Here is a 15,854-nt window from a genome sequence, read left to right on the forward strand (position 1 = left end):
GGACCCTTGCGGCCATCTCCGTTATTGTAATGTGGTCGGGTACAGCCAATGCTAGTTGTTAGAGTGCATGGCCACAGCATTGCCTTCGCTGTCGGCAAAGAAGGCCATATGACCTATCTCGGGCGATATGTGGGTCTTGGGCATCAGCACCTTTCCGCCGGCGGCCTCTACGCGGCCCAGCGCCACATTCAGGTCGGGGTTACCGTTGAAGTATATCTTTGCGCCATCCATACTGGGGGCATAACCCTCGCCCTGTACCAGCCCGCCCGATACTTTGCCGCTTGTGGGGTCCGATGGGAAGAAAGCCATCTTCATGCCCATCATTTCGGCCTCATCCATCTTCACGCCGAATACTGTCTCATAGAATTTTTTTGCCCTGGCCATATCGGTCACCGATATCTCGAACCAGTTGAGGGCGTTCACGTTTCCGTTCATGTTGTATTTGTTTTTAGTTGTTAAGAATAGTTCTTTGCTGAAGGATATGTAATATACGAATATAACACATTTTAGGGAAGGGGTATATAAGATCCCCCCTGAAAATACCTATTCGTTACATACTCTCCATCAGCGGTATCATATGGCAAACTTAGAGCCGGTAGCATTATTCGTCTTGTACAAAAACGACATTTTTCAGACCGGCATTTTGTCCTTTCTAAGTGTTTTGTTTATTTTTGTTGCAAATATTTTAAACAATTGGGCGCATACCAGATAAACGATCTAGAGCGGCTCACAGGTATAAAAGCCCATACCATAAGGATATGGGAGAAAAGGTATGGCCTCATAAGACCATACCGTACGGATACCAATCGGCGGTACTACGACGACGACCAGGTGCGCAAGTTGCTGAATGTGACCACATTGCTTTCTTACGGGCATAAGATATCGAAGATAGCAGCGCTCAATGATGAGGAGATATATAAGAACATAGAGAACGGAGCGCCTGACCGCAATAATGTGCATGCGCATACCGGTTATGTCAACGACCTGGTCACCAGCATGCTCTCTTACGACGAGCAGGGCTTCGAGCGCATATTCTCTGCCGCCGTGCTGCGCATGGGCCTGTACGATGCTATGGTGATGGTGGTGTACCCCTTCCTGGTAAAGGTGGGTGTGCTGTGGAGCATCAATAAGACCGCGCCCATACAAGAGCATTTTGCATCGTGCATAGTGCGGCGCAAGCTGATGGCGGCTATCGATGGCCTGCTGGCACCCGCAAAAAGAGACAAAAAGTTCCTGCTCTTTCTTCCGCCCGATGAATGGCATGAGATAGGGCTGCTTTTCGCAAATTATATGTTGCGGGCACATGGCTTCGAGACCGTTTACCTGGGGCAGAGCGTACCGCTTGCCGATCTGGAGAAAGTAGTGGAGGGTGTAAGGCCTCATGCCATATTCACTCTTTTCATAGCACCGCGTCCCGAAAAAGAGATACGGATGCTGCTGGGCGAATATGCGGTTCATAACGGCACTGCTGTTTACTTCTCCGGCGATACCGATCTGCTGCAGCACATAAGCGATCTTCCGCCCAATGTACACAGGTTGAAAGATGTGCTTTCAATGGCCGAAACACTGGAGCTGTTATAGCTTGTTTTGTTGCTGAAACAGAAAAATAAACAAAACATACACGAACACGACCTCATTACAGAGACGACCCTTATATATGACCACAGAACAAGTAGTGCTGGTAGACGACCAGGACAGGGAAATAGGAGTAGCAGGCAAAATGGAAGTGCATGTGACAGGCGCGTTGCACAGGGCCGTGTCTGTGTTCATTTTCAGTTCGCACAATAAACTACTGCTGCAGCAGCGTGCGGCTGTAAAATACCATTCCGGCCTTTTATGGACGAATACTTGCTGCGGCCATCCGCTGCCCGGCGAAAGCCCCATTGAAGCTGCTGAACGCAGGCTGTACGAAGAGATGGGTATACGCTGCCTGCTGATACCGGCATATACCTTTCTCTACAAGGCCGATATGGGCAATGGCCTTACAGAGCACGAGTTCGACCATGTGTTCGTAGGCCTGTACGATGCAGCGCCCGATCCTGACCCTGCAGAGGTGGCCGCCTGGCGGTATGTACCCCAAAGCGACCTTATGGCAAGCCTGCAGCAAGAGCCGGAGCAGTATACCGCGTGGTTCAGGATATGCATGGCCGACCGCGGCAGCGAGCTTTTCGGTACCATGCAGCACGGTATAAGGCCCTAGGGCGTTCGGCCCGTCGGCTATATCGTTGGCCTATTCTGCATTTTTTAACATTTAAGTTAACCGCACGATATGTTTTTGCTGTAATTTCGCGGCGTCAAATAAAAATTATGTCCAATAGAACGTTCACAATGATAAAGCCCGATGCTGTAAAAGCAGGTAACATCGGCAACATCCTCCAGATGATCAATGCCGCAGGTTTCCGCATCGTGGCTATGAAATACCTCAACATCAGCCGCCAGCAGGCCGAGAAATTTTACGAAGTGCATGCCGAGCGCCCCTTCTATGGCGAGCTTACACAGTTCATGAGCAGCGGCCCCATAGTGGCTGCCATACTGGAGAAAGACAATGCCGTGGCCGACTTCCGCAAGCTCATAGGCGCTACCAACCCCGCCCAGGCCGAGGAAGGTACCATCCGCAAGAAGTATGCTGCATCGGTAGGCGAGAACGCCGTACATGGCTCTGACAGCGATGAGAACGCTGCTATAGAAGGCAACTTCTTCTTCAGCGGCCTCGAAAGGTTCTAAGTTCATACCAGTACCTCATATAGCAGATACCCGGGCTTTTGTCCGGGTATCTTTTTTATATCCGGGCCTTGCCAAAATTACCCGTGGCACGGTATACCTGCATGTGCAAATGATGTAACTTCGCAGCCGTTCAAATCAACTTACGAATGCAGAACCTGCAGATGGTAGACCTCAAGCGTCAGTACGGCAAGATAAAGCCACAGATAGACGCTGCGATACAGAATGTTATAGACAACACCGCTTTTATAGGAGGCAAGGATGTGAGCCTGCTGGCCGATGAGCTGGCCGCTTATGTAGGCGTAAAGCATGTGATACCCTGCGCCAATGGTACTGACGCATTGCAGATAGCCCTCATGGCGCTGGGCCTGAAGCCCGGCGATGAGGTCATCACGCCTTCCTTCACCTACATAGCTACTGTAGAGGTAGTGGCACTGCTGGGCCTGAAGCCTGTTTTCGTAGATGTACATCCCGATTCCTTTACCATGGATCCGGCATCTATGAAGGCGGCCATAACGCCGAATACCAAGGCCATAATACCCGTACACCTCTACGGCCAGTGTGCCGATATGGATGCCATACTGGCCATAGCCAATGAGCATGGTATACCTGTGATAGAAGACAATGCACAGGCCATAGGCGGCACTTATACCTTCCCCGATGGCCGTACGGTAAAGACAGGCTCTATGGGCCTCATAAGCTGCACATCGTTCTTCCCGTCGAAGAACCTGGGCTGCTATGGCGATGGTGGCGCCATCTTCACCAACGATGATGCCATGGCCGAAAAGCTGAAGATGATAGCCAACCACGGGCAGAAGGTAAAATACTATCACGAGATGGTGGGCTGCAACAGCCGCCTCGATACCATACAGGCAGCCATACTGCGCGTGAAGCTGCCGCACCTGGATGAGTACTGCGCTGCACGCCGTGCCGCTGCCGACTTCTACGACAATGCCTTCAAAGGTCACCCGAAGCTGACCGTACCATATCGCGCACCCTATGCGTATCATGTTTTTCACCAGTATACTTTGAAAGTAACAGGATACGACCGCGATACCCTTAGCAAGAAGCTGGCCGAAAAGGGCATACCATCAATGATCTATTATCCTGTGCCCAGCCACAAGCAGAAGATGCTGGAGAGCTATGGTACGGCCGATGCCTACCTGCCTGTTACCGCAGCGCTCAATGCCTGTGTCATATCGCTGCCCATGCATACCGAACTGAGCAAGGAAGAACTGGAATACATAACCGGCAATTTATTGGATATCTTAGCATAAAGAGCGCTTATGAACGTTATTAAGACCCCCCTGGAAGGACTGCTGATACTGGAACCCAAGGTACATGGCGACGATCGTGGTTATTTCTTCGAAAGCTATAATATGCGCCAGTTGGAGGCCCTCACAGGCTATGATACCGCTTTCCGCCAGGACAATCAGGCGCGCTCTGTGAAGAACGTGCTGCGCGGTCTGCATTACCAGAACCACCCCACACCCCAGGCAAAGCTGATACGCGTACTGGAAGGCCGCATATGGGATGTAGTAGTGGACATTCGCAAAAGCAGCAAGACCTATGGGCAGTGGTATGGGGTAGAGCTTTCGGCAGAGAACAAGCTGCAGTTCCTCATTCCCCATGGTTTTGCCCATGGCTATGCAGTACTTAGCGAAACGTCGGAGGTGTTCTACAAATGCGATAATTTCTACGACAAGGCCGCTGAGGGTGGTGTCTACTTCAACGACCCTGCCCTGGCCATAGACTGGAAGATAGATATCTCAAAGGCCATCATTTCAGAGAAAGACCAGAAGCAGCCCCTGCTGAAGGATGCGGTGAACCTTTACGAATAGTATACAGGACCCATTATTGTTTATGAGGTATGGTAAAGGTGATCTCAGTGCCTTTGCCTAGTTCGCTTACCACATTCATGGTGCCGCCATGCTGTGTTACGAACTCGTTGCAGAATATCAGTCCCAGCCCGGTTCCTTTTTCGCCTATAGTGCCGGTGGCAGACCGCTTGTGGTCCGTTGTGAATAACGTGTCTACCTGTCCGGCGCCCATACCTATACCATTGTCCTTTATGGTTATGTTCGTGTTATTATTGTCTTTCTCTGCCGATAGAGATATTCGTGCCGATCCATCTGTCTCGCTGTATTTCACCGCATTGCCTATCAGGTTCCTTAATATGAAAAGTACCTGTTCCTTATCGGCATAGATAGTGCTGCCCGGGTGTATCTCGTTCTCCAGTGTTATCTGTTTTTTGCGAAGCATATCATCATATAATATCGCAAGATGATCGGTCACTTCATATAGGTCGAATATGGTCTCCTTCTTGCCTATTGCCGATGTCTGCTGCCGGTAGTGCAGCGATGCCCAGTCCAGCAAGGATGACAGGGTCTTGCTGGATACATCTGTTTTCTGTCGCAGCTCATTTATCAGCACTTTCTGGTCCGTCTTCGACATCAGGCCACTTTCCAGCGCATACAGCATATCCTGCAGGCTATGTAACGGGCTTTTTATATCGTGCGCTATCATGGAGAAGAGTTTATCGCGCAGTGCGTTCGACTCTGCAAGCTTGCGTTTCTTTTCCGTCATGGCCCTTTGCTCGGTATGCGTATCGTTCAGCATAGAGCGGCATATGAGGGCTATGAACAGGCAAGTGATAATGATGTTGGCGATATAGAAGTAGCGCGAGAGCGAGGGGGCAGAATAATAGGGCGTGCCATAGGTATTGTACAGCTTCACGAATATCAGCCCCAGCGCTATCATTATCACATTTGTGTAGCGCCACCGGGTATCTGTCTCCAGCACCAGCACACCTACCAGTACTACATACAGGTAGTTCTCTAACCCCATGGCAGGCCCAAAGCCGGTAGCGGCATGTATGAGCCATACGCAGATGGTGGGTACGGTAAAGTACCTGGCGGCACTTATCTGGCCTTTATGATTGAGCCATACAGGTAGCAGCAATATAGGTACCAGTATTATAAGGTTCCATACGAATGGGCGGGAGTCCATGCCCACGAATATGCTGGCTATCACCAGCTTCGAGCTCATGAGCAGACTTAGGTTCAGACCGCGTAACCGTACCTTTTCATTGAAGGGGGTCTCAGAAGTTACCCCGGAATTGATAAGTTCATTAACGACCTGCAGCATTGATACAAATATAATGTATCCCGCTGTTTAACGAAAGCGTCGAAAAGCTAAATTTCTTTAGCTATGGTGGTGCGATCTACCAGGCAAGCAGCTCTCCTATTTTTGTAGCCACCTTGTCTGCACTGGGCAGCATGGCCGCTTCCAGCCCCATGTTCATGGGTACGGCGGGCAGGTCCAGTGCGCCTATTGTCATCACAGGGGCATCAAGGCTGCTGAAGCAGTTCTGGGCTATACGGCCGGCCAGTGCTTCACAGAAAGAATTGCGCAGTTGCTCCTCTGTCAGCACTATGCATTTGCCATGTTTCCTTACCGTATCGTACACCAGCTTTTCGTCCAGCGGGTATATGGTACGCAGGTCTATTATCTCTACACAGCCGGGGTACTGTTTGGCCGCATTTTTGGCCCAGTATACGCCCATGCCATAGGTGATGATGCAGAGGGTCTCTCCATTCTCTACGGCTTCTTCATCAGCGGCCAGCACCACATTCCCCTTCCCGAAGGGCACTATATAGTTCCTGTCAGGCTCTACGGTCTTAGCGTCCTCGGTGCCGGGTACCTTGCTCCAGTACAGGCCCTTATGTTCCAGCATCACTACAGGGTTGCCATCGTAGTAGGCCGCTTTTATCAGGCCCTTTATATCGGCAGCATTGCTGGGGTAGGCTATCTTGATACCCTTTATGGTGGCCAGTGTGCTTTCCACACTGCCGCTATGGTAGGGACCGCCGCCGCCATATGCGCCTATCGGCACACGCAGTATCATGGATACCGGGAATTTGCCACAGCTCAGGTAGCACGATTTGCTTATCTCTGTAACCAACTGGTTCAGCCCGGGGTATATGTAGTCGGCGAACTGCACCTCTACTATAGGTTTCAGCCCCACGGCATTCATACCTACGGTAGAGCCTATTATATATGCCTCCTGTATGGCGGTGTTGAACACGCGGTCATCGCCGAACTTGTCGGCCAGTGTGGCCGCTTCGCGGAACACACCACCCAGCCTGCGGCCCACATCCTGCCCGTAGAAGAGCGCTTCCGGATGGTCTTGCAGTATCTCTTCCACGGCATGCAGTGCGGCATCTACCATTACCACCTTCTCGCGTCCCTCGGGGCAGCGGTCGCCTTTTTCTTCCGTCACTGGCGATGGCGCATATACATGTTCTGCCACTGTACGCGGGTCGGGGTCGGGCGCAGCCACTGCCGCATCGAACTCCGCTTGCACATAGGCCCTTTCTTCCTCTTCTATCTTGTCCAGCTCGGCCTTGCTTACCTTATGTTCGGTCTGTAGTTTTTTTCTCAGCTTCGGCCCCGGGTCATCTATGGTATGCTTGGCCAGGTCCGCGGCCGTGCGGTACCACTCCCTGCGCACGCCCGATGTATGGTGGCCCAGCAGGGGCACTTTGGCATGTACCAGCATGGGCTTGCGGTACTCGCGTACATAGTGTATGGCTGCTTCCATCGCCTTGTACGATGCCTCGAAGTCGCTGCCATCCACCCGCATGCGCTCCATGCCTTTGAAGCCCGCAGCATATTCGTAGGCGTCATTGGTGCGCGCCTCATCGCTGCTTACCGATATGCCCCAGTCGTTATCCTGCACCAGGTATATGATGGGCAGTTCGTGCAACACCGCGAACTGGAACGCCTCGCTCACCTCTCCCTCGGTCACGCTGCTATCGCCCAGCGAGCATATCACTACGGGCGGAGCGGCGTAAGTGCTCAATCCCATCTTTTCGCGGTATTGTATGCCTTGTGCTATACCCGTGGTAGGTATGGCCTGCATACCTGTGGCGCTGCTCTGGTGTATGATACCGGGAAAACCCTCCCTGCGCGAGTTGGGGTGGTTATAGTACTCCCTGCCGCCGGTAAAGGGGTCGTCACCCTTGGCCAGCAGTTGCAGCATCAGCTCGTAGGGGCGGTAGCCCATACCCAGCATTATGCTCTCATCGCGGTAGTAGGGGCTCACCCAGTCGCTGGGCTGCAGTTGCAGGGCCGTGGCCAGTTGTATGGCCTCGTGCCCGCGCGATGTGCTGTGTACATATTTACATACCTGGCGGTTGGCATCATAGATGTCGGCCATTGCCTTTGCGGTCATCATCAGGCGGTACGCCCGTAGCAGTAGTTCTTTGGAGAGCATGGAGCGCAAAAGTAAGTTTTAAAGGGGAATTATACAGGGCCCCGGGCTGCTGTGCGGTGGTGTGGCATGGCCTGTACTCCGTATTATCTATTATATTCGTGTCGCTATGTTCCGGTCGTTAGGTCAGTTGCATCCCATGCCCTGCAAAAGGGATACCCTGCTGGTAGCAGCGGCATTGGGTACGGTCATAGCGCTTTTTCTTATCATATTCGAGCCCTTTGGCCTCAACACCGTGCCCGGGGGCTTCCGCAAGACCACTATACTGGTGGGGTACGGCATCATCACCTTTGCGGTAGTGGCGGTAAATGGCGTATTGCTGCCCACCCTGTTCCCCCGCTTCTACGACCGCACCCGCTGGACCCTGCTGAAGGACATGTTCTTCTTCGGTTTCCTCAATTTCATGACCATCTGCGTGGTCAATTTCCTGTATTCGTCCTGTACCTTCCATTTCAGCCTCAATTGGAACCGTTTCCTCTTTTCCCTGTTCGCCACCTTTAGCGTAGGTTTCCTGCCATTCGTCATGCTGCTGCTGTTCAGGCACAATCGCCTGTTGCGTATGAACCTGCGCATGGCCGCCGAGATGAACCGGCATCTACCACTGCATACACCTGTAGCGCAGGTCACTGTCGCCGCTGCCCAGGCCTCTTCCTATATCACTATCGCCTCCGATACGGCATACGATAGTATCTCCTTTGCGGTAGGCGATCTGCTATATGCCGAGAGTGCGGATAATTATATAAAGGTGTGCTATATGGATAAAGGCACTGCCAGAACGGCGGTGATACGGCAAACACTAAAGACACTGGAAGATAAGCTGACCGGCACTACTAGGGTAGTACGCTGCCACCGTTCCTTCATAGTGAACCTCGATAAGATAGCCGCCGTCAGCGGCAATGCCCAGGGGCTGAAGCTGTCGCTGCACGGTACCGATGTGGTCATTCCCGTATCGCGTACCTCTGTAGCGGGCATAAAACAACTGCTGAATGCCCCGTCATAGCTTGCCGATGGCCCCATAGCATGCCATCTGCCCCATAATATTGCCCCACACCCCATTTTTTTGTATGCGTACAGTAGGTAAGGTTCCTTTGCTGCAAAAAATGATATGCACAAGATACTTCTGGTCATACATGTGATAGCTGCTACTGTGGCCCTTGTTTCGGGGATGTTCGCTATACTGGCACGCAAGGGCAGGGGAGTGCATACCGGCGCAGGGCTCACCTACTACGCATCTATGTATGGCACGGCCCTTAGCGCTGTCATAATGTCGGTAATGAAATGGAACCCCTTCCTACTCTCCATAGGCATCTTTGCCCTCTACTTGGTATACTCCGGCCGGAAGGCCATATGGTACAAGCGCCTCAAAGCGCCCTACACACCCGCGCTCAAGGACAAGCTGGCCGCATACATAGGGCTGGCTACGGGCACAGTTATGCTGGGCTACCCTTTGTACCAATATAGCACACATAGCGGCCCTGCATTTTCGGTATTGCAGGTCTTTGGTTTCATATTGCTGCTCTATTGCCTGCGCGATCTGCAGTTGCTCGCCGACCCACGCAACTTTACCCCTCATAATAACAAGGTATGGCTGCCAAGGCATATAGGCGCCATGGGTGGCGCCTATATATCTACTGTTACCGCACTGCTGGTGGTCAATGTTCATTTCTCGCCCGGCTGGGTGGTATGGCTGGCACCCACGGCCGTAGGTAGCGTGCTCATAAGCAGAAGCATAGCGCGTATAAGGCCCCGGAGAGCCCATACGCCTGCCACCACAGAGTGAGCGGGTATATTTACCCTTAGGCAGTATGAAGTATGGGCAAATGTGTAGGCGCAGCTATCCTGTTCCATGCGTTTATGGTAACGATGGTCATTATTATCTGGGCTATATATGTCGCTTCGAACAGGCGGGTAGCCCAGGTATAGGTCTCTTCTGTCAGCCCCCGTTCACTTACCAGTGTTATCTCTTCTGTCATGGCCAGTATACAGCGTTCTTCTTCGGTATACAGGTCGGTCTCGCGCCAGGCGTTCAGCAGGTATATGCGCTGTTCGGTCTCTCCATACTTGCGGGCATCTTTGGTATGCATGTCTATACAGAAGGCACATCCGTTCATCTGTGATGCCCTTATCTTTATCAGCTCCCTTTGCAGGTGGGGTATCTGTGTGGCCTCTACGAATTTACTGAGGCCCATCATGGCCTTGTAGGCTTCCGGCGCTTCGTGCGCAATGTTGATCCTGTTGCTCATTTTGTATCGTTTTTACAGATGCAAAACTATACAGGGCGCTGCGCCTAAAAATTAAACTGGTTTAAGAAATGAGCGGTCAGCGTATCTTTTTTCTTATCTCGCTCAGGTATTCGGGGGTAATGCCCAGGTAGGATGCCAGCATGTATTGTGGTATGCGCTGCACAAAGCCCGGGAAACGGTCTGCGAAGTGGCGGTAACTTTCTTCTTTAGACAGGTCGTGGAAAAAACGTACCCGCTGCTGTGCTGCCGCGAACGCATACTGCATCATTATTCTGAAGTAGCGCTCCGTTTGTGGTACTTCTTTTATCAGTCTTTCCTGCTGCGCCTGGTCTATGTACACTACCTCGGCAGGTTCTATGGCCTGTATGCAAAAGCCCGAGGGCGCTTGCTGCAGCAAGCTCATATTATCGGCCATCCACCAGCCTTCCAGTGCGAATTGTGTTATCTGTTCCGTACCCTTGTCGGTGATGAAGAACATGCGCAGGCATCCTTTCTCTACAAAGTAGCTATAGCGGCATACCTGCCCTTCTTTCAGCAGGTATTCTTTTTTCTCTACTGTTGTGGTCGATGTACGTTTCCCTATCGCCAGCGCGTCTTCCTCACTTAGGGGAACATACCTGCTTATATGTGCTATCAGTGCGGCCGACATGATGTGCTAAGTTAGTACGCATTGGTAATTTTTCTTCAGGCGAATGCCTTTCTTGCAGGTCATATCCGCTCTGCCAGTACCTTGCCCACGCGCTCTATAACACCTACTACCAATGCATTGCCCATAAAGAAGGCACGTTTTATGTCCGATACTCCGGCCGTATGGTCGTCGGGGAACATGTTCAGGCGTTCCAGTTCTATGGGGGTAAGCCTGCGGTACTTATTGTTGCCCGGCTGCTTTATCACATGTTTGAACCGCGATGGTGCAGCGCCACCCTCGCCGGTGATGATGGTGCGCGATGGTCTGTCCAGCGGGTCGGGGAACACCATAGCGCCCTCTGCATAGTTATACGCTATGCCCGATGCCTTGTTGATCCTTCTCTCGCTTTTTCCGCCCTTCAGGTATTGCCACTGCTCTATACTGTCGGGGTCTATATAGAACGACCTCGGTACGCTGCCGGCTGGTAACAGTATATCGCGCAGCAGGGTAGCGGGGCCATCATACATTGCATCCACATCGTGGGTATACACTTTGCGGTCTATCATGATACCGCTGTTGCGGAAGGGGCTTTTTTTGCCTGTGCCCTTGTTGAAGTTCGCCGACAGGTCTGCCAGGTCGCCCTCCAGCACAAAGGTGTCGGGTGCGCTTTCCGGCACCGATACCCGGAAGGCCTCTGCCATCACACCCTTTTCCAGTACCCATTCAAAAGGGTCTTTCAGCGCGGTCACCTTCTTATATATAGGCGTGCTTTTATGATACCCCAGGAAGAACACCCTGCGCCTGCGCTGCGGCATACCATGGTCGGCGGCGTTTATCACACGCCATTCCACCACATAGCCCAGGTCTGCCAGCGATGCCAGCATGATGGCAAAGTCGCGCCCCCGCTGTGTGGCCGGCGATTTCAGCAGTCGGTCCACATTCTCCAGGAAAAGGTATTTGGGCTTGTGTTCTTTCTCTTTCAGTATGCGGTGTATCTCCCACCATAGCACGCCTTTTTTGCCTTCCAGCCCGGCGGCCTTGTTCAGTGTGCGGGCCACAGAGTAGTCCTGGCAGGGAAATCCACCCACCAGCAGGTCGTGGTCGGGTATCTCTGCGGTAGGTACCTTGGCTATGTCCTCGTTGCAGTGGCCGGCGGTGCCGAACCTGCTGGTGTATACAAAAGATGCATCCTGTTTTTTGGTAGAGGGTTCCCACTGATTGCTCCACACAGTATGGAACCGGCCGGACGACCGCTCGAGGCCTATCCTGAACCCGCCTACCCCTGCGAACAACTCTATGGTGCGTATCTCGCCCTTTTTACCCGGCATGCGACAAAGATAGGTTCGGCAGGCATCCGATCCAAATCATTTTAAGGCCTCTTCCACCTGTATCACTACATTGTGGATATCTTCCTTTAGCTTACATTCCCATATGGTCAGCGCCTGCCAGCCTAGTGCCTGTAGCTCGGCCACCTTCCGGGCATCGCGCGCCACGTTCTTCTCGAATTTCTCCTGCCAGAAGGCCGAATTGGTCTTGGGCAGTGTGTGGCTGCAATGCGGGCAGCGGTGCCAGAAGCAACCATTCACAAAAACGGCCACCTTTCTGCCCGGGAAAGCTATATCGGGTCTGCCGGGTATCTTTTTATAGTGCAGCCTGTAGCCGCGTATGCCCTTATCCCACAGCGCCTTTCGCAGTACCAGTTCAGGAGTGGTGTTCCTGGCCTTGTTGGCGCTCATCACTTCCGACACCTTAGCGTTCTTGGGTGTCGGCGATCGTTTGTCCCTGCTATATCGCCTTTCTTCCATGCATCTCAAATTTACCCACCTTTATCCATATGCGCTCTGCCTTCTGAGTGCATTTCAAAACTTCGTATAATATTTAGTGATAACACCGGCTCGGCGGCGCAACGATCATACTGTCTTTCAGAAGCCCCACCCGACCTCCCCAAAGGGGAGGAGATGGACCGTGCTACTCACCGGCAAAATGCAAGAGTAACAGTGGCATAATATTACCAGATAACAACCGCGCGAAAGCGAGGACGAAATAACTCTTCCCCTATGGGGAGGTCGGGTGGGGCTTCGGTGAGCCCTGTATGCGAATGTCGGGGTGAGGCTGACGTGCGAAGATCTGAAATGTACCTTCCGCCTCATGCTGCAAAAATGAAGTATTTTTGTAGTTCCGATGAGATACTGCTTTTGTGCGATATGGGGTCTGTTCATGGTAGTGTGCGCACACGCACAGGTCATTACCACTATCAGCAGGTCTATTTGCACCACTCCCTCTGCCAATGACAATAATACTTTCCTCGATCTTCGCAGCTTCAACGGTATTGCAGTAGATGGTACCGGTAATATATACGTCACAGAGTGGAACAGTGGTGCCGTGCTAAAGGTATCAGAGACCGACGACTGCATGAAGGTCTTCGCGGGCTCTGGCGACCTCTCCGCAGCCGAGCGTGGCTCTGAGAAAGGGGCATCCATTCTCTACCCTCATGGCATAGCTGCCGATAAGGTGGGCAATATATATGTAGCACAGTACCACGGCTGCGTGGTGCGCCGTATATCGCCCGATGGTACCAATACCATAGTGGCCGGCAATAAGATATGTGGCTACAACAGGGACGGCAAGCCTGCTACCGCTACATGGATGGGCAATCCCAATGGCGTGACCATAGATGGCAACGGCAATATGTACATAGCCGATGAGATGAACCAGGTAGTACTAAAGGTGACACCTGATGGCTATATGGTCACTTACGCAGGTACATCGGGCCTGAAGGGCTACTCCGGCGACCGTGGGTCTGCACTGGTAGCGAGGCTGAACATGCCCTATGGCCTGGCCGCGGGCGTGAATGGTGATATGTATATATCGGATACGAAGAACCATGTGGTGCGCCGGGTAGATGCAGAAGGTATCATTACCACTGTGGCAGGCAATGGCAGTAAGGGGTATGAGGGCGATGGCGGGCCCGCGACCGCTGCAAAGCTGCATGAGCCCAGGGGCATAGCCGTAGATGGAGAGGGCAACCTCTATATAGCTGATGAGAACAACCATGTGGTAAGGAAAGTGACCCCCGCAGGTATCATCAGTACCTATGCAGGCAATGGGCGTAAGGGCCATAGCCGCGATGGTGCACCTGCCACGGCCATCAGCCTCACCAACCCCCGCGATGTGGCCGTAGATGATGATGGCAACCTCTACATAATAGACTTTGATAGCGATAATACCCGCCGTATACACAAAGTAGCCGCAGTAGGTGTACCTCGGGCCGAACTGAAGGTGTCGCCGGGCCAAACGGCACACTATATAAGGGTAGATAATTGCACATATACATCGGTCACTATACTGGATGCCAGCGAAAAAGTGATGTCCGAACAGGCGGTCACGGGCCGCTCGTTCCAGGTAAGTATCGCAGGGCTTGCTCCCGGCAATTATATCCTCGACTTCCGCAAGCCGGGTATGGAGAGCAAAAAGGTGCGTTTTTCGGTATCGGAGCAGTAGGCAGCGTTATTTTCGCTTCGCAGCAATGGAACAAAACGGTATTTTTGCCTCCAGAAGAAGTAATACCCGATTTTTATTTTTTGTATTCAGAATATTTCCCTTACCTTTGCAGTCCTTAAATTTTTAGAAATAGATGGCAAACCATAAAGCAACCAAGAAAGACGTCCGTCAGAGTGAAAAACGTCGTGAGCGTAACCGTTATTACGGAAAAACAACTCGTAATGCGATACGCACACTTTTGGCTAGCGACAAAACTGCTGCCCAGGAAGGTCTGACAAAGGTCATCTCTATGATAGACAAGCTGGCCAAGCGTAATGTGATACACAAGAACAAGGCAAGCAACCTGAAATCAGGCCTGGTGAAGCGCGTTAACGCAATGGCGTAATTCCGCTTTTAATATATTCGTCCGTCCCGCACGCCGTGTGGGACGGATATTTTTTGCCCCATACGTTATAGCGTTCATTTGCTGTACGTTCCCCGAAACCACTTTTTGAAGGTACCTTTTATGTACCTTTGCACCTCTAAAAAAAAAGGTCCCTTTTTCTATTATGATCAGTCGCAGGAATATCCGTGTGAAGGTGATGCAAACGCTGTATACGCTTTCGTCGCTGGAAAACGGTGCTCAGGGAGATATAGATGCAGCAGCTTCCGTTCTCAACAACAAGCTGGGCCAGGTGCTCGATCTGTTCACCATATCGGTACTGTATGTGGCGCGTATAGCCCAGTATGCCGATGTGGATGCCCGCCAGCGCGCCTCGCGCTATCTTGCCACATCCAGCGACCAGAACATAGATGTCCGTATAGCTACCAGCAGCTTTGTGCAGCTCATGATGGGCAACAAGAGCTTCAACGAGCGCATAAAGAACAACAAGCTGGAGCGCTATATAGATGAGGACCTTGTGAAAAAGGTGTTCGGCCAGCTGGCACGCTCTGCAGAGTACAGCGTGTATACCGATGCGGCGAAGCACACCCCCGTGGCCGATAAGGCCATACTGCAGCATATATGGGAGAAAGAGGTGCTGGGCAGCGAAGATGCTCTGAGCCACTTTACCGACGAGCTGCCGGGCTGGGAGGACGATAATGAGCTCATCATCATGCTCATGCAGAATTTCTTCAGGGGCAATCCCAAGGTCGATTTCTCAAGGCTGCTCTCTGCCGAGAAGCGTGAGTATGCCCACGACCTGCTGAAGGCCGTAATGGAGCGCGGAGAACATTGCATGGAACTCATAACCCCCAAGCTCACCAACTGGGATAAGGAGCGTGTGGCGGTGATAGATATGCTGCTGCTGCGCATGGGCGTATGCGAGTTCCTCTATTTCCCTACCATCCCTACCAAGGTGACCATAAACGAGTACATAGATATAGCCAAACAATACAGTACCCCGCAGAGCGGCCAGTTCGTGAACGGTGTGCTGGATAACATACTGAAGGACCTGGTGAAACAGGACCTGGTGACCAAAACAGACCGTAACAAGGACTAAAAACA

17 protein-coding genes are annotated in these 15,854 nt (G+C 52.1%); 10 read left to right on the forward strand and 7 right to left on the reverse strand.

The window, feature by feature from the left end; all coding sequences use genetic code 11:
- Positions 1–51: 51 nt before the first annotated feature.
- Positions 52–435, reverse strand: coding sequence for a VOC family protein (locus ABD843_RS14425; RefSeq protein WP_345084570.1), 384 nt, complete (start codon positions 433–435; stop codon positions 52–54).
- Positions 436–693: 258 nt separating this feature from the next.
- Here ABD843_RS14425 and ABD843_RS14430 point away from each other — a divergent pair, with 258 nt between their 5' ends.
- From ABD843_RS14430 to rfbC, 5 genes are all read left to right on the forward strand, one after another.
- Complete coding sequence (locus ABD843_RS14430; RefSeq protein ID WP_345084573.1) at positions 694–1,581, forward strand: MerR family transcriptional regulator; 888 nt, start codon at positions 694–696, stop codon at positions 1,579–1,581.
- A 76-nt stretch (positions 1,582–1,657) separates the two neighbouring features.
- Positions 1,658–2,200, forward strand: a complete 543-nt coding sequence (gene idi, locus ABD843_RS14435) for an isopentenyl-diphosphate Delta-isomerase (protein WP_345084576.1) — start codon at positions 1,658–1,660, stop codon at positions 2,198–2,200.
- 107 nt (positions 2,201–2,307) lie between these two features.
- Positions 2,308–2,724 carry a nucleoside-diphosphate kinase gene (locus tag ABD843_RS14440; RefSeq protein ID WP_425575763.1) on the forward strand — a complete coding sequence of 139 codons (417 nt, stop codon included), beginning with the start codon at positions 2,308–2,310 and terminating at the stop codon, positions 2,722–2,724.
- 146 nt (positions 2,725–2,870) lie between these two features.
- A complete protein-coding gene (locus tag ABD843_RS14445; protein WP_345084579.1) occupies positions 2,871–3,998 on the forward strand; it encodes a DegT/DnrJ/EryC1/StrS family aminotransferase in 1,128 nt (375 codons plus the stop codon).
- A gap of 9 nt (positions 3,999–4,007) precedes the next feature.
- Entirely contained in the window at positions 4,008–4,562 is a 555-nt protein-coding gene (gene rfbC / locus ABD843_RS14450) for a dTDP-4-dehydrorhamnose 3,5-epimerase (RefSeq protein ID WP_345084582.1), read from the forward strand.
- Positions 4,563–4,575: 13 nt separating this feature from the next.
- Here the strand turns inward: rfbC and ABD843_RS14455 are convergent, their stop codons facing one another.
- Positions 4,576–5,769 carry a sensor histidine kinase gene (locus ABD843_RS14455; protein ID WP_345084585.1) on the reverse strand — a complete coding sequence of 398 codons (1,194 nt, stop codon included), beginning with the start codon at positions 5,767–5,769 and terminating at the stop codon, positions 4,576–4,578.
- A 175-nt stretch (positions 5,770–5,944) separates the two neighbouring features.
- Positions 5,945–7,999, reverse strand: a complete 2,055-nt coding sequence (locus ABD843_RS14460; protein ID WP_345084773.1) for an alpha-ketoacid dehydrogenase subunit alpha/beta — start codon at positions 7,997–7,999, stop codon at positions 5,945–5,947.
- Between the two features lie 106 nt (positions 8,000–8,105).
- On the opposite strand from ABD843_RS14460, the gene ABD843_RS14465 reads away from it, so the two are divergent.
- On the forward strand, positions 8,106–8,996 hold the full coding sequence (locus tag ABD843_RS14465; RefSeq protein WP_345084588.1) for a LytR/AlgR family response regulator transcription factor: 891 nt from the start codon (positions 8,106–8,108) through the stop codon (positions 8,994–8,996).
- Positions 8,997–9,101: 105 nt separating this feature from the next.
- Positions 9,102–9,776, forward strand: a complete 675-nt coding sequence (locus ABD843_RS14470) for a DUF2306 domain-containing protein (protein ID WP_345084591.1) — start codon at positions 9,102–9,104, stop codon at positions 9,774–9,776.
- Between the two features lie 16 nt (positions 9,777–9,792).
- On the opposite strand, the gene ABD843_RS14475 is transcribed toward ABD843_RS14470, so the two are convergent.
- The 4 genes from ABD843_RS14475 to ABD843_RS14490 form a co-directional block, all read right to left on the reverse strand.
- On the reverse strand, positions 9,793–10,239 hold the full coding sequence (locus tag ABD843_RS14475; protein ID WP_345084595.1) for a carboxymuconolactone decarboxylase family protein: 447 nt from the start codon (positions 10,237–10,239) through the stop codon (positions 9,793–9,795).
- A gap of 76 nt (positions 10,240–10,315) precedes the next feature.
- On the reverse strand, positions 10,316–10,888 hold the full coding sequence (locus ABD843_RS14480) for a Crp/Fnr family transcriptional regulator (RefSeq protein ID WP_345084598.1): 573 nt from the start codon (positions 10,886–10,888) through the stop codon (positions 10,316–10,318).
- A gap of 59 nt (positions 10,889–10,947) precedes the next feature.
- The gene (gene dcm, locus ABD843_RS14485; protein ID WP_345084601.1) at positions 10,948–12,195 is read right to left on the reverse strand and encodes a DNA (cytosine-5-)-methyltransferase; all 1,248 of its coding nucleotides are present in this window, start codon (positions 12,193–12,195) and stop codon (positions 10,948–10,950) included.
- Between the two features lie 36 nt (positions 12,196–12,231).
- A complete protein-coding gene (locus ABD843_RS14490) occupies positions 12,232–12,672 on the reverse strand; it encodes a very short patch repair endonuclease (RefSeq protein WP_345084604.1) in 441 nt (146 codons plus the stop codon).
- 376 nt (positions 12,673–13,048) lie between these two features.
- Between ABD843_RS14490 and ABD843_RS14495 the strand changes: the two genes are divergently transcribed.
- The 3 genes from ABD843_RS14495 (at position 13,049) to nusB (ending at position 15,849) form a co-directional block, all read left to right on the forward strand.
- Entirely contained in the window at positions 13,049–14,368 is a 1,320-nt protein-coding gene (locus ABD843_RS14495) for an NHL domain-containing protein (RefSeq protein ID WP_345084607.1), read from the forward strand.
- Positions 14,369–14,501: 133 nt separating this feature from the next.
- Positions 14,502–14,753 carry a 30S ribosomal protein S20 gene (rpsT, locus tag ABD843_RS14500; protein WP_345084610.1) on the forward strand — a complete coding sequence of 84 codons (252 nt, stop codon included), beginning with the start codon at positions 14,502–14,504 and terminating at the stop codon, positions 14,751–14,753.
- Between the two features lie 163 nt (positions 14,754–14,916).
- Positions 14,917–15,849, forward strand: a complete 933-nt coding sequence (gene nusB / locus ABD843_RS14505) for a transcription antitermination factor NusB (protein WP_345084613.1) — start codon at positions 14,917–14,919, stop codon at positions 15,847–15,849.
- The last annotated feature ends 5 nt before the right edge of the window (positions 15,850–15,854 follow it).

It is taken from the genome of Nemorincola caseinilytica (assembly GCF_039540515.1).
Lineage (GTDB): Bacteria > Bacteroidota > Bacteroidia > Chitinophagales > Chitinophagaceae > Nemorincola > Nemorincola caseinilytica.

What these genes read in the sequence shown, in the direction of transcription:
- nusB (WP_345084613.1), top strand. Translation starts at nt 14,917, where the DNA reads ATGATCAGTCGCAGGAATATCCGTGTGAAGGTGATGCAAACGCTGTAT.
- ABD843_RS14490 (WP_345084604.1), bottom strand. Translation starts at nt 12,672, where the DNA reads ATGGAAGAAAGGCGATATAGCAGGGACAAACGATCGCCGACACCCAAG.
- idi (WP_345084576.1), top strand. Translation starts at nt 1,658, where the DNA reads ATGACCACAGAACAAGTAGTGCTGGTAGACGACCAGGACAGGGAAATA.
- ABD843_RS14470 (WP_345084591.1), top strand. Translation starts at nt 9,102, where the DNA reads ATGCACAAGATACTTCTGGTCATACATGTGATAGCTGCTACTGTGGCC.
- ABD843_RS14425 (WP_345084570.1), bottom strand. Translation starts at nt 435, where the DNA reads ATGAACGGAAACGTGAACGCCCTCAACTGGTTCGAGATATCGGTGACC.
- ABD843_RS14455 (WP_345084585.1), bottom strand. Translation starts at nt 5,769, where the DNA reads ATGAGCTCGAAGCTGGTGATAGCCAGCATATTCGTGGGCATGGACTCC.
- ABD843_RS14465 (WP_345084588.1), top strand. Translation starts at nt 8,106, where the DNA reads ATGTTCCGGTCGTTAGGTCAGTTGCATCCCATGCCCTGCAAAAGGGAT.
- rfbC (WP_345084582.1), top strand. Translation starts at nt 4,008, where the DNA reads ATGAACGTTATTAAGACCCCCCTGGAAGGACTGCTGATACTGGAACCC.
- dcm (WP_345084601.1), bottom strand. Translation starts at nt 12,195, where the DNA reads ATGCCGGGTAAAAAGGGCGAGATACGCACCATAGAGTTGTTCGCAGGG.
- ABD843_RS14445 (WP_345084579.1), top strand. Translation starts at nt 2,871, where the DNA reads ATGCAGAACCTGCAGATGGTAGACCTCAAGCGTCAGTACGGCAAGATA.
- rpsT (WP_345084610.1), top strand. Translation starts at nt 14,502, where the DNA reads ATGGCAAACCATAAAGCAACCAAGAAAGACGTCCGTCAGAGTGAAAAA.
- ABD843_RS14495 (WP_345084607.1), top strand. Translation starts at nt 13,049, where the DNA reads ATGAGATACTGCTTTTGTGCGATATGGGGTCTGTTCATGGTAGTGTGC.
- ABD843_RS14480 (WP_345084598.1), bottom strand. Translation starts at nt 10,888, where the DNA reads ATGTCGGCCGCACTGATAGCACATATAAGCAGGTATGTTCCCCTAAGT.
- ABD843_RS14460 (WP_345084773.1), bottom strand. Translation starts at nt 7,999, where the DNA reads ATGCTCTCCAAAGAACTACTGCTACGGGCGTACCGCCTGATGATGACC.
- ABD843_RS14475 (WP_345084595.1), bottom strand. Translation starts at nt 10,239, where the DNA reads ATGAGCAACAGGATCAACATTGCGCACGAAGCGCCGGAAGCCTACAAG.
- ABD843_RS14440 (WP_425575763.1), top strand. Translation starts at nt 2,308, where the DNA reads ATGTCCAATAGAACGTTCACAATGATAAAGCCCGATGCTGTAAAAGCA.